Below are 13350 nucleotides of genomic sequence, written 5' to 3' on the forward strand. Positions count from 1 at the left end.
AGCAAAGCGAATGTACGGACTGATCGGCAAGATGCGGGCGATGCGCGGCCAGCGTGACGCAATGATGGATATCCTGCTCGCCAGCACCGGCGCCATGCCCGGCTGCCTGAACTACATCATCGCCACCGACCCGGCCGATGCCGACGCGATCTGGGTGACCGAAGTGTGGACCGACGCCGAAAGCCACAAGGCTTCGCTGCAGCTGCCCGAAGTCCAGGCGGCAATCGCCAAGGCACGGCCGATCATCGCCGGCTTCGAGTTCCAGGTGGAGACGCATCCTGTTGGCGGGTTCGGGTTGCCGGCGGTGAAGGCGGGATAGAGGGAGAGGCCTATGGGACAGCGCCCCCCTCTGGCCTGCCGGCCATCTCCCCCTCAAGTGGGGAGATTGGCAGCTTCGCCGACAGCGCTCTTTTTTGGAGATTGGCGAAGGCCGACGTGACATCCAATCTCCCCACTAGAGGGGGAGATGTCCGGCAGGACAGAGGGGGGCGCGAAGGATCGCTGCGGATGGTTGGTGCCATTACCACCCAAGCCCTTTTCCGCGCAAAAAGGGTTCGCATTTTTTCGCCACCGGTCTAAGAGCCCATCTATGGATTCTTCCCCGAACCCGCCGGCCATCGAGCATCTGGCGCGGATCCACAGGGCCTGGCAGTGGCCGGTCCTGGTGGTGGTCTCGGTGCTGTTTGCCGGCGCGCTGGAACTCGCCGCCCTGCCCGCCGCGCTCTTGATCGGACCGATGCTGGCGGCCATCGCTGCCGGCACCAACGGCGCCACGGTGCGCGTGCCGCGGGTTCTGTTCGGCTCAGCCCAGGCGGTCGTCGGCTGCCTCGTCGCCAGTTCCATCTCGGCCGATATCTTTCCCGTCTTCTACAAGGAATGGCCGCTGTTCCTTGGCGTCGTGATGGCGACGGTCGCGGCATCCAGCCTGCTCGGCTGGCTGATCAGCCGCTGGCGCATCCTGCCCGGCACCACCGCGGTCTGGGGCTCGTCGCCGGGCGCCGCTACCGCCATGGTGCTGATGGCCGGTGCCTTCGGCGCCGACCAGCGCCTCGTCGCCTTCATGCTTTATCTGCGCGTCATCTGCGTCTCGATGACGGCAGCCCTAGTGGCCAAGCTTTGGGTCGACACCTCAGGCATCGAGGTGCCGGCCATCGTCTGGTTCCCGCCGGTCGACCCGCAAGGCTTGGCCGCAACATTCGGCGTGGCGCTGGTCGGCGGCCTCGCCGGAAAGCTTTTCCGGCTGCCGTCGCCGTTTTTCCTCGGCACCTTCATTTTCGGCACCGTGATCCATCTCGGGCTCGGCGTGACCATGCAGTTGCCACCCTGGCTGCTTGCCTTGAGCTATACGATGATCGGCTGGAGCATCGGCCTGAATTTCACCAGGGCCATTTTGCGCCACGCGGCCCGCGCGCTGCCGCAGATCGTCGGCTCGATCATTGCCCTGATCGTCTTTTGCGGCGGCCTCGCCTTCCTGATCAGCCGCCTGCTCGGCATCGATCCGCTGACCGCCTATCTGGCAACCAGCCCCGGCGGCATGGACAGCGTCGCCATCATCGCCGCCGCCGCGCAGCATGTCGACATCTCCTTCGTCATGGCGCTGCAATCGGCACGCTTCCTGATCGTGCTTCTGGTCGGCCCAAGCGTGGCGCGGCTGGTGGCGAGAAGCCTCAAACCATAGCAGCTTGCCTCTCCCTGATTGGCAGCTGGTTTTCCTGAAACCGGTCACACTTTGCTGTCGCCGACCGTATCGGGCCAGCACCCGCACGAGCTCAAAAAATAACTTGACTCAAATACTCAGATTTGAGAGCCCCTTCCGTCAATGTACGGAAGAGTGGAGACGAGTTGATGCGGAAACGGACGATGACATGGCTCCTGGGGATATCACTGCCGGGCAGCATGGCCCTGCTCGGCCTGTCCGGGCCGGCTCACGCCCAGGACCAGGGCGGCGTCACCGTTCTCAACAAGATCGAGGTCGATGCCGAGAGCGACGAGATCCTCGTGCAGGACGGCTACGTCGCCAAGAAGGACCGCATCGGCACCAAGACCGACACGCCGATGGTCAAGATTCCGCAAGCCGTTTCGGTTGTGACGCAAAAGCAGATCGAGGACCAGAAGCCACGCACGCTGAACGAATCGCTCGGCTATGTCGCAAGCGCCAATCCGAACAGCTTCGGCTTCGACACCCGCTACGATGCCTTCTTCCTGCGCGGCTTCCAGGCCTTTTACAACGGCATGTTCCGCGACGGGCTGCGCCAGTACAACGGCCTCTCGGCCTGGTTCAAGACCGAGCCCTACGGCATCGAAGGCGTCACCATCCTGAAGGGGCCGGCCTCCTCGCTTTACGGCATCAGCGGTCCGGGCGGCATCGTCAATCTGGTCACCAAGCGCCCCAAGGAAGAACAGTTCCGCGAGGTCGAAATGCTGCTCGGCGAGCACAATCGCTTCCAGGCCGCACTCGACGCTTCCGGCCCGGTGAACGACGACGGCAGCATCCTCTACCGCTTCACCAGCCTCGGCCGCACCAGCGACACCGACCTGCCCGGTTATCCCGACGACAAGATCTATCTGGCGCCGGCCGTCACCTTCAAGCCGGACGAGGACACCAAGCTGACCATCCTCGGCGAATATTCGAAATCCGTCACCGGCGGCACCGCTGCCTTCTACAATTCGGGCGGCGCTCTGACGAACCTCTACGAGGGCGATCCCGTCTGGAACGACTTCGACCAGACCCAGGGCCGTATCGGTTACGAGTTCGAGCACCGTTTCAGCGACGTGCTGACGGTCCGGCAGAACCTTCGCTACGGCGCCGTCGACAGCGACATCGAATATAGCGGTCATTACCCGGACGGCGTGGATCTGAAACGCTATTGGGGCCACTACACCGAGACCATGAAGAACTTCGTCGTCGACAACATGGCGCAGTTCGAATTCGATACCGGCCAGGTCAGGCACACGGCGGTAGCCGGCATCGACTACGCCTGGTCGAACTATGACGCCGGCAGCGGTATCTCCTATGTCTCCGTCGGTGACATCAAGGCCGCTCCGGTTCCTTACTCTGGCGGGCAGGAGATGAACCAGCTCGGCGCCTATCTGCATGACCAGATGGAGTGGAACGATTTCACCCTGTTCGCCAGCGGTCGCTACGACTGGGCCGACACCACCTCGACCGCCGCCGACTTCACCAAGTCCAAGCAGGACGACAGTGCCCTTTCCGGCCGGCTCGGCCTGTCCTACCAGACCGAATGGGGCATCACGCCCTATGTCAACTATTCGACGTCGTTCTCGCCCAATATCGGCTTCGTCTATGACGATGTCAGCAGCCCTGTCGGTCGCGTCGCCCGTCCGACCATTGCGACGCAGAAGGAAATCGGCGTCAAATACGAATTTGCCGACTATAACGCCGCCGTCAGCGCCGCTCTGTTCGACATCGACCAGAAGGATGGCGTCGTCTTCGACGCCTCGACCGGCATCAACAAGCAGCGCCAGCTCGACCTGAACTCGCGCGGCGTCGAACTGGAAGCCAGCGCCTCGCTCGACAACGGCCTCAGCATACTCGCCTCTTACACCTATCTGCGCGTGAAAATCGAACGCGGCGCCACGGGAACCGCAGGCAAGGAACTGTCGGCGACGCCAAATCACATCCTGTCGCTCTGGGGGCAGTACCAGTTCGAGGACGGGACGCTGCAGGGGCTCGGGCTGGGCAGCGGCGTTCGCGTTGCCGGCTCGAGCTATGGCGACGACACCAACACCTTCAAGAACGATGCGCGCGCCTTCGTCGACGCCTCGCTCTCCTACGATTTCGGCTACCGCAATCCCAAACTCGAGGGCGTGAAGCTGCAGGTCAACGCCAAGAACCTGTTCGGCACTCAAAAATCCATCTGCTCGGCCGGCTATTGCTACCGCGACGAGGGCCGCTCGCTGTTCGCTAGCCTGCGCTACCGCTTCTGATGTCGATCGCCGTTTCCAGCCGGGCATCGATGCCTGTCGCGATCCTCCTGGCGATCGGCGGGCTCTACGTCGCGCAGAGTGTGATCGGCGGCATCACCTGGGCGGGGCTGCCGGCGGTGATGCGCGACCAGGGCCTGCCGCTCGACCGGATCGGCCTGGTTTCGCTGATCGCGCTGCCATGGGCGCTCAAGTTTCTATGGGCGCCGGCCGTCGAGCGCTATCGGCTGCCGCCGGTCGGCAAGAACCGCACCGGCACGATCGTCGCCGCCGGTGGACTTGCGTCCATCGCCGGGCTGTGGGCCGTCGGCGCGCTCGGCCCGGAAGCCTGGTGGCCGGTCCTGGCCTGCCTGACCATCGTCGCCTTCGCCGCCTCGACGGTCGACATTGCCTGCGATGGTTTCGCCGTGCAGAGCCTGGCCAGGGAAAACCACGGTTGGGGCAATGCCGCGCAGGTCGGCGGCGCCTATCTCGGCTCGGCCATCGGCGCCGGCCTGTTTCTGCTTCTGGTCGACGCTTATGGCTGGCGCATCGCCGTTTGGGCGATGGCCTTGCTGCTCCTGCCGCTCGGCCTCCCCTTCCTGCTCGGCGCGGCCGGCCGCGCGCGCGAGGAGACGCGCGAGCATGTTCCCAGCCTCCTCGACGCGTTGAAGCGTCCCGAAATTCGGCGCGGCCTGGCAGCGTCGGCCACCTATGTCCTGGCCCAGAAGGCGGCACTCGCCATGCTCGGACCATTCCTGATCGACGCCGGGCTCGACCTCTCGATGGTCGGACTTGTCAACGGCGTCGGCAGCATGTTCGTCGGCTTGGCTGCCGCACTCGCCGGCGGCGCTCTCGTCAAATGGTTCGGCCCGCGCAACGTGCTCGTCCTGGCGCTTTTCCTGCAGGCCGGATCGCTGTTCTTCTTTTCGGTCTTCGATTTTCTCGGCGGCTTCTCGACCACCGCTTTGATGGCCATCGCGGTGCTCAGCTCGTCCGGCTTCATGGCTCTCGGTTTCGTCGCGCTTTACGCGCAGTTCATGCGCTGGTCAGATCCAAGACAGGCTGGCGTCGACTTCACGCTGTTCCAGTGCATGGACGCACTGATGAGCATGGCCGGCGGGATCGCGGCCGGCTACGCCGCGCAGTATTTCGGCTATGGCGCGTTCTTCGCAGGCGCCGGCCTGGTCGCGCTGCTGGCGGCCCCGGCGATCGCCTTCGTATCCGACCGCCGCTGACCGCGGAGCATCGTCGCGCACTATTCTTCGCCACCGTCCGCCGCTTGCGCCCCGCGGCGCCAGTAGGCGATGACCAGATGCCGGTCGCGCGGCACACCCCATTCCTTGCGGACGATCCTGCGGATCTCGCGGAAATCGCCGAACTCGCATCCGGCCCAGACATAGAGATTGTCGGCAAGCGCGGTGCGGTTCCGCTGCCGCAGCACCGTCGGCAACAGGCTGGCCGTGCCGGCCTCGCGCCCATGCCGATAGAGCCAGGTGACGGCAACGGCCTCACCCGCGGCCAGCGGCATCCGATCGTCGGGACCATCGACCTCGATGAACGCTTCGGCGCGGGTTGACGGCGAAAGCTGCTCCAGGATCCTGCCGATCGCCGGAAGCGCGGTGTCGTCGCCGAGCAGCAGCAGGTTTTGCGCCTCGGGCACGCCACCTCCGCCCGGTCCGATCATGCCGATGATCTCGCCGGCAACTGCCTTTTCGGCGAAAGCGGCCGCCGGCGTATCCATACCGGGGTGGAGGACGAAATCGACATCCAGCCAGCCGCTTGCGGCGTCCAGTGCCCGGATCGTGTAGACCCGCACGACGAGCGCGTCCTCGCCCGACGGCCAGACCATCAGGCCGTCGGCGCCCATCGACGGCCACACCGGTGGCCTGCCGCGCGGCGGCAGCAGCAGCCGCACATGCAGGCCGCCACGGCCAAAGCGGCCGAGTTCGTTGCTGGCGAAGCGGACGCGCTGCATATGCGGAGAAATCCGCGTCGAGGACAGCACCGTGATCTCGCGGAAGAACACCGGCGGACCGGCATCGCTGCCGTCGCCCTGCCAGGCGATGCCCCTGGTCGTGCCGAGATGTTGCGAAAAATGGCCGGCGACCGCCATCTTCATGTAGGACAGGCAGGTTTCATCCTCGGCCGCGACGCGGATCAGCACGTTGTCGTCACCGAGCGTCGCCTTCAACGAGCCGTAATGCGTGCGAAATTCCCAATGATCGGCAAGGCCGGTATCGATCTCGGATTCGCCATGCTCGGCGCGCAGCCTGTCCATCACCGACCGGATAGCGGCACCGCTGATCCGGGTTTGCGCACTCAATTGCTCCATCGCTCAGCCTTTCGATGCCGTTGAATTCGAGATCGCCATACGGCGTCCTCGCCACGCCGGAATGCCACAGCCGGCCCGGCGTTTCCACTGAAAGATGATAAGTATAGTCATGTTTTTAAATCAGGCTGAAGGGAAGTCCATTTGCAGGCCGCATCACCTAGATATCGACATGCAATAGGTCGTAAACTCGTAAAGCGGGGCGTCGCCAGCGGCAGGGATCGAACCCGCACCTGAACCAAGAGGCTCAGGATCACTGTGGTGATACGTTTACCAATTCCGTCACGCTGGCACCTGCCTCGTAGCGCAAATTTGCGCGGATTGCCATTCGAGGCTTCTCTTGTGGCGTCCGAGCCGATTCAGCGTCGGCATGAGCCGATACGACCTGCCCGACTTCGAGTGGCGTGATCGAGCCGCTCCTGCCCAACAACCCGCCAGGCGTGCCGCGTGTGGATGATCGCCGCGTGCTGAACGACATCTTCTCAAGGCGACTGTGGCTGCGCTTGTGAGTCTACGGTAATCTAATCCAGCCGGTGCATCAGATCGTCGTCCAGCCAGCGGGCGAAGAAATAGACCAGTTGCTTGTGCCACCACGGCCAGTCATGGGCGACATCGCCGCCCCAATAATCGACCCAGGCCGGAATCGACTTGTCACGCAGGATCTGTTCCAGCGCCTGCGTATCGGCCAGCATCCGTTCCTCCCAGGCACCCTGCCCGCAGCAGAAGATCAGCCGCAGCGCCTTCAGCCTGACAAGCAGCCCCGGATCGACGATACCCGGCAGGTAGTCGAGCGGCGAGTTGAAGAAAATCTGTCCGTCGAGCGCATTGCCGAAGAAATCGTGGGTCGAGTAAACCCCCGACAGCGCGATGACGCCGCTGGCCAGTTCCGGAAAGCGGAAGACGAAATTCGACGAATGGTAGCCGCCCATCGAGCAGCCGCAAAATAGCGGCTTCAGCGTACGCCCGCCATTGGCCTCGGCTGCGACAGACAGGAGTTCCGGCAGCGCCTCTTCGCGCACATAGCGGAAATACGCTTCATGCCGGGCGATGCGATGGGCCGGCTCGGCATGGCGGTCGAAGAAGGATTCCGCATCGATGCCGTCCAGCGTGAACAACTGGATGCGACCGGTGTCGACGAACTCGGCGAGAGCCGAGACCGCGCCGGAATCCTCGAACTGGTAGAACCGCCCTTGCGAAGTCGGGAACACAACCACGGGTCGGCCGGCATGGCCGTAGCGCTTGTATTCCATGTCGCGGCCGAGGTTGCGGCCAAAACCCTTGTGGTAGGAAACGTCCATCGCCTCACGCCTTTTCCGCATGGATGTAGTCGACCGCCCGGCGCAGCGCCTTCGGGTCGGTGGAGCGCAGCTGATAGGCGTAGTTTCCCATGGCGCGGCTGAAAACCTCCTCGATGGCGTGATGATGGACGATCATGCCGCCATGGGCGGCCAGCACGTCGGCGTGGCTGTGCACATAGTTGAGGTGCCGCTTGCGGCTGGCATAGGCGGTGAAATACTTGCCCCTGTAAGGGCCGCCGGCGGCGTCCTTGACCACCATGTCGGCCCATGCGGCATAAACATCGATATCGAAGGTGTAATTGATGGCATCGGTCATCCAGGCGCCAGGCGGCCGCATGTTGACCTCCAGCGCGATGACCCTGTCGTCCCTGGTTTCGAACAGCTCGATGTGGAAGAAGCGCTCGCGCACGTCGAACGCCTTGAGGATTTTCCTACCGGCCTCCTCGACCGCCCGGCTGATCTCGGGAAAACAGACATAGCTCATATGGCGGTCGCGGTTGACCACCTCCATGACGCTCTGGTCGTAGCGGTGGCTGGCGGCCAGCACCACCTCGCCGTCGCGGTTGATCAGCCCGTCATAGGTCACCACCAGCCCTTCGATGAATTGCTCCATGACGAAGCTGACGCCTTCCGGCTTGTCCCTGAAGAAGCTGTCGAGTTCGCCGGCGTTGGAGATTTTGAAAGTGTTCGAGGCGCCAGAGCCCGAATCCGGCTTCACCACCACGGGATAGCCGACACGGCGGATGAAGGTCATGGCGCCGGCGCGGTCGGAGCATTTGCGTTGCGGGATGGTTTCGACGCCGCTCTTGCGGAAGAACGCCCGCATGCGGCTCTTGCGTTTCAAATTCTTGACGAAGTCGAGCTTGGTGCCGAAGATGTTGAAGTCGGTGCGGATAGTGGCTTCCAGCTCCAGCCAATGCTCGTTGAGCGATTCGAACCGGTCGACGCGGCCCCATTTGTGGATGAAATGGCCGATCGCCCGGAACACCGGATCGTACTCCTCCATGTCGTCGATGCGGTAATATTCCGAAAGGGCTGCCTTCAATTTGCCGTCCAGCGCATCGAACGGGGCGTCGCCCATGCCGAGCACAGTGGCGCCGGCCTTCTTCAGCCGGTCGCAGAAATCGGCGCCATTGGCTGGAAAATGCGGCGAGAAGAACACGAAGTTCATGGACGATCCCTCCCGGCGGCGAGCCATCGCACCCCCGCCGACAATCGACTCTGGCGCATTTGCCGGGCTCGGGGAAGAGCAACTGGATCAGGTGAGCGGCTGGGCCCGCGAAAGGTGACGCCAAAACCGCAAAATAAAAAACCCGCCTCGACAGCGGATCCTCGGCGCCAGTCAGCACCATACCCAAATTAGTAGCATAGCTGCCGGCACAAAGCAAGAACAAAGTTGCTGTAATCAGGAAAAATCGCTTCATGTCGGCGCCGCGCCTTCATTGCAGCTTGGGTTCCTCGCCCCACGAAATGGGGATAGGTGGCTCGGCGAAGCCGAGACGGAGAGGGGACTGCGCCCTGCGAAGGCCCCCTCTCCGGCCGCGGAGCCTGTCCTTGGGCTTGCCGAAGGCAAGACCCGTGGACAGCCACCTCTCCCCCGTTTCGCGACGGCGAGGAACGCAAGTCTTGAGGCTGGATCGGCAGCTTCTGCGACAGCGAGGCTCCCACTTGCCTCGCTTTGCCCGCTCCTGTATGAAATCCGCCATGAGCCCGCGCGCCACCTCTTTTGCGTCCCGTCAGACCGGCATTGCCGGCCAGACCGTTCGCGCGCTTGCCTCCACCCTGCTGCTTCTCGGCCTTATCGGCGATCGCCGGGTTCGCTGAAGGAGCGCCCGGCGGTCGAATTCGCCGCTCACGCGCACGCTCCTTGGCCAGTCACAAATTGGCACGTCACATCAAGCGAACGAAATTCTGGTAAAGGCGCCGCTCGCCACCAATCCGCCTGAAGCTGGATCCGCGAGCCGCCGGGAGAAAAGACGATGAACGCACGAGAAGATATCCGTCTGAATGTAGAGGAAACCGCCGGGCCCGCGAGGGGCATGCCGGATGCTGCCCGCAAGTACCAGCCCTATCCGACCGTCGGTCTTGCCGATCGCACCTGGCCCTCGAAAGTGATCGACAAGGCGCCGATCTGGTGCTCGGTCGACCTGCGCGACGGCAACCAGGCGCTGATCGATCCGATGGGCCAGGAACGCAAGGCGCGCATGTTCGCCCTGCTGCTCGACATGGGCTTCAAGGAGATCGAGATCGGCTTTCCGTCGGCCTCGCAGACCGACTTCGATTTTGCCCGCTGGTGCATCGAACAGGGCAACGTGCCCGCCGACGTCTCGCTGCAGGTGCTGGTGCAGTGCCGGCCGGAACTGATCACCCGCACTTTCGAGGCGCTGAAGGGCGCCACCAACCCGATCGTCCATTTCTATAACTCGACCAGCGAATTGCAGCGCCGCGTCGTCTTCGAGAAGGACGTCGCCGGCATCAAGCGCATCGCCACCGATGCGGCCAAGATGATCACCGACATGGCGGCAAAAGCCGGCGGCGGCTACCGTTTCGAATATTCGCCGGAGAGCTTTACCGGCACCGAGCTCGAAGTGGCGCTGGAGATCTGCAACGCCGTCACCGAGATCGTCAAGCCGACGGCGGAGAACAAGCTGATCATTAACCTGCCCTCCACGGTCGAGATGTCGACGCCCAACATCTATGCCGACCGCATCGAATGGATGTGCCGCAATCTCGACGAACGCGAGAACCTGTTGATCTCGCTGCATCCGCACAATGACCGCGGCACCGGCATCGCCACCACCGAACTCGGCCTGATGGCGGGCGCCGACCGCGTCGAAGGCACCCTGTTCGGCAACGGCGAGCGCACTGGCAATGTCGACATCGTCACGCTGGCGCTCAACATGTACACGCAAGGCGTCGATCCCGGGCTCGACTGCTCCGACATCAACCGCATGAAGGACGTCTACGAATACTCCAACCAGCTGAAGATCCCCGAGCGCCATCCCTATGTCGGCGAGCTCGTCTACACCGCCTTTTCCGGCTCGCACCAGGACGCCATCAACAAGGGCATGAAGGCGCTGCGCAAGGCCAACACGCCGCACTGGGAGGTGCCCTATCTGCCGATCGACCCGGCCGATGTCGGCCGCAGCTATGAAGCCATCATCCGCATCAACTCGCAGTCCGGCAAGGGCGGCATCGCCTATGTGCTGCATGCGGATTACGGCCTCAACCTGCCGCGCAACCTGCAGATCGAGTTCAGCCAGGCCATCCAGGCGATCACCGATGCCGAAGGCAAGGAGGTGCCGGCCAGGCGCATCTACGAGCGCTTTCTCGACACCTATGTCGACCAGCCCGGCGCGCGGCTGAAGTTCCTCGACCACCACACCTATCCCGACACCGAGGTCAAGGGCCGGCGCGTGGTCGAAGCGGTGATCCTCGACAAAGGCAAGGAGGTGACCATATCAGGCACCGGCACCGGCCCGATCGACGGCTTCGTCGATGCGCTGTCGCGCCATGTCGGGGTGCCGATGTCGGTGCTGGATTATTCCGAGCATTCCATGCAGCGCGGCTCGAATGCCTCGGCCATTTCCTATGTCGAGATGGAACATCCGGGCGGCAAGCTGTTCGGCGCCGGCATCAACACCAACATCGTCGCCGCCTCGCTCGAAGCCGTGGTTTCGGCGGCCAACCGCATCGTCGGCCGAAAGGGCGGCTAGCCGAGACCGCCAGGCCCGCGCATCAGCCCACCGGAAATTTTATCCGGTGGGTACGCTATCGCACCATAAGCAGATGCTTGTATGGCGGCGCCAGCGCGATATGATTGTACCTCAACCTGTGCCGAATTCGAAGGGATCGACACTTGCAGCATACCACGCCTGCCGCCCCCGCAGTGCGCGAAACGTTGGAGCGATTGCTTGCCAGCGAAACGTTCGGACGATCCGAGCGCGCGCGCAAGCTGCTCCGCTACCTCGTCGAGCGCGAGCAGGCAGGCGAAGCCGATAGGCTCAAGGGCTTCTCCATAGCGATGGACGTTTTCGGCAAGGACGGCGATTTCGACCCGTCGACCGATGCGGTGGTGCGGGTGCAGGCCGGCAGGCTGCGCGAGCTTCTGCAGCAGTATTTCGCCAATGAGGGCGTTGCCGAACCGGTCCGCATCGCCATTCCGCGCGGCGGCTATGTTCCGTCCTACGAGCTCAACGCCATTCGCTTGCCGGCAGAGGCTGAGGCAGAGAGCAAGCCGCAGCCGGCGACAGAGGAGGCGGCGACCGCCCCGCTCGGCTCGCCGGAAGATGCCCGCAACCGGGCACATCCGGCTGCATTGCTGAGCGTTCCAGCCGTCGCCCCTGCTGCACCTTCGCTGCAGCGGCATTTGCAGTTCTTCTGGCTGGCGATCGCGCTGGTCATTCTCATGCTGGGTGTGCTGATCCTTCGCCAGGGCAGCGTGGTATTGCTGACCGGCGGCGACACGGCGGTCGAGACCGCTGTGGCGACCGGCAGCATAGCAGCGCCTCCGGTTGAAAACCTCCCCCAGGTCTACATCGCCATCAAGGCCGACAGCGACCTGGCTCGCCGTGTCGCCGCATCGCTGCGCGCCGGCCTCAGCGGCTTCGATACCATCAATTTCATCGGCCGTGATGCCGACAGCCCGCCCGATCCAGTAACCGACGCCGCCAGCTTCGTATTCGATGTCCTGCCCGGGCCGCGTAGCGGCGACATCATGCTCGAGCTGCAAAGCGTGGCGACCGGCCGCGTGCTGCTCTCACGCAACCTGACCGCCGGCGACAGCGCGAACACCGCCATCGAGGACCAGATCTCCGGCATTTTGAGCTCGGCTCTTCCCGCCTCGGGCACGATCTACAACTACATCGAGCAGAGCGGCATCCAGACCGGGCTGACGGCGTGTCTGGTGCTCAACGGCAAATATTATCTCGACCAGAACGCCCAGACGCACGGAGCCGCTTACCGCTGCCTCGAAGATCTTGCCAACCGGGAGGCGAAGTCGTCGCTCGTCTATTCGGAACTCGCTTCCTTGCATCTCGAAGCGGTCACCGACCACTATCCCTACCCCGCCGACGCGACGATCGACAAAGCGATGACGTTTGCCCATCGCGCCATCCAGATGGGCCCGACCAGCCCCTACGCGCACCGCGCCCTTGGTTATCTCAATTCGCGCATGGGCGATTCCGCGGAATCGATCCGCTGGATGCGCAAGGCCTATGAGCTCAATCCCTACGATCTCGCAATGGCCGCCGCCTATGGCTACGGGCTGGTTTTCGCCGGCAGGTACAGCGAGGGCACCCCGATCATCGCTCACGCGGTGGACATCGCCAGCGCCCATCCGACATGGTGGGATTACGGGCTGTTCGCCGGAGAGTTCATGATGGGCGACATTCACAAGGCCACGCTCGCCAGCGACGGCTTGCGAACGACGGAAATGAAATCGCATTATCTGGCGGCGCGGCTGATCGGCGCCAAGGCTGCCGGCCGCGAGAAGCTGGCGAGCAGGCTGCTGCAGGAACTGACCGCCAAATTCCCGAAATTCGCAGCCGATCCGCGCGCAACTTTCGTCGAACGAAGATATCCCGCCGATCTGACCAACCGGCTGGTGGAAGCCCTGCGCGCCGCCGGCCTTGGCGGCGCCAGCTGACGTCTCCCGGCGCGTGCACGACGTCAGGTGATCGCGAAGATTTTACTGGCCATCCGGACGGCCAAAGCGCAATTCAGACACAATTTGAACCGGCCAATCTGATCCCACATAGGTCTGATCCCGCATAAGACTGATCTCCGCATAAGTCT

The 13350-nt window shown here is 63.5% G+C and carries 9 protein-coding genes, 1 tRNA gene and 1 pseudogene; 7 read left to right on the top strand and 4 right to left on the bottom strand.

Annotated features, from left to right (window positions below):
- Nucleotides 1-10: 10 nt before the first annotated feature.
- The 4 genes from NKJ20_RS07495 to NKJ20_RS07510 all read left to right on the top strand — a co-directional run bounded on the left by NKJ20_RS07495 (nt 11) and on the right by NKJ20_RS07510 (nt 5162).
- Nucleotides 11-319 carry a putative quinol monooxygenase gene (locus NKJ20_RS07495; RefSeq protein ID WP_352450553.1) on the top strand — a complete coding sequence of 103 codons (309 nt, stop codon included), beginning with the start codon at nt 11-13 and terminating at the stop codon, nt 317-319.
- 270 nt (nt 320-589) lie between these two features.
- Nucleotides 590-1678 (top strand): AbrB family transcriptional regulator, encoded by a 1089-nt coding sequence (locus NKJ20_RS07500; RefSeq protein WP_352450554.1) that lies wholly within the window; start codon nt 590-592, stop codon nt 1676-1678.
- 182 nt (nt 1679-1860) lie between these two features.
- Entirely contained in the window at nt 1861-3948 is a 2088-nt protein-coding gene (locus tag NKJ20_RS07505) for a TonB-dependent siderophore receptor (protein ID WP_352743325.1), read from the top strand.
- A 29-nt stretch (nt 3949-3977) separates the two neighbouring features.
- The gene (locus tag NKJ20_RS07510) at nt 3978-5162 is read left to right on the top strand and encodes an MFS transporter (protein WP_352743327.1); all 1185 of its coding nucleotides are present in this window, start codon (nt 3978-3980) and stop codon (nt 5160-5162) included.
- 20 nt (nt 5163-5182) lie between these two features.
- Here NKJ20_RS07510 and NKJ20_RS07515 read toward each other — a convergent pair whose 3' ends face one another.
- Nucleotides 5183-6259 carry a siderophore-interacting protein gene (locus NKJ20_RS07515; RefSeq protein ID WP_352743328.1) on the bottom strand — a complete coding sequence of 359 codons (1077 nt, stop codon included), beginning with the start codon at nt 6257-6259 and terminating at the stop codon, nt 5183-5185.
- A gap of 203 nt (nt 6260-6462) precedes the next feature.
- A tRNA-OTHER gene (locus NKJ20_RS07520) sits at nt 6463-6548 on the bottom strand.
- Nucleotides 6549-6626: 78 nt separating this feature from the next.
- Between NKJ20_RS07520 and NKJ20_RS07525 the strand changes: the two are divergent.
- A pseudogene (locus tag NKJ20_RS07525) lies at nt 6627-6744 on the top strand (IS5/IS1182 family transposase); the annotation flags it as partial.
- Nucleotides 6745-6777: 33 nt separating this feature from the next.
- Here the strand turns inward: NKJ20_RS07525 and NKJ20_RS07530 are convergent.
- Together NKJ20_RS07530 and NKJ20_RS07535 are read right to left on the bottom strand one after the other, a co-directional pair.
- On the bottom strand, nt 6778-7554 hold the full coding sequence (locus NKJ20_RS07530) for an esterase family protein (protein ID WP_352743330.1): 777 nt from the start codon (nt 7552-7554) through the stop codon (nt 6778-6780).
- 4 nt (nt 7555-7558) lie between these two features.
- Nucleotides 7559-8725, bottom strand: coding sequence for an ATP-grasp domain-containing protein (locus NKJ20_RS07535; RefSeq protein WP_352743331.1), 1167 nt, complete (start codon nt 8723-8725; stop codon nt 7559-7561).
- A gap of 808 nt (nt 8726-9533) precedes the next feature.
- On the opposite strand from NKJ20_RS07535, the gene leuA reads away from it, so the two are divergent.
- Together leuA and NKJ20_RS07545 are read left to right on the top strand one after the other, a co-directional pair.
- Nucleotides 9534-11270, top strand: coding sequence for a 2-isopropylmalate synthase (leuA, locus tag NKJ20_RS07540; protein WP_352743333.1), 1737 nt, complete (start codon nt 9534-9536; stop codon nt 11268-11270).
- A gap of 143 nt (nt 11271-11413) precedes the next feature.
- The gene (locus NKJ20_RS07545; protein ID WP_352452906.1) at nt 11414-13201 is read left to right on the top strand and encodes a tetratricopeptide repeat protein; all 1788 of its coding nucleotides are present in this window, start codon (nt 11414-11416) and stop codon (nt 13199-13201) included.
- Nucleotides 13202-13350: the final 149 nt, after the last annotated feature.

This window comes from Mesorhizobium sp. M0185 (genome assembly GCF_040322175.1).
GTDB lineage: Bacteria > Pseudomonadota > Alphaproteobacteria > Rhizobiales > Rhizobiaceae > Mesorhizobium.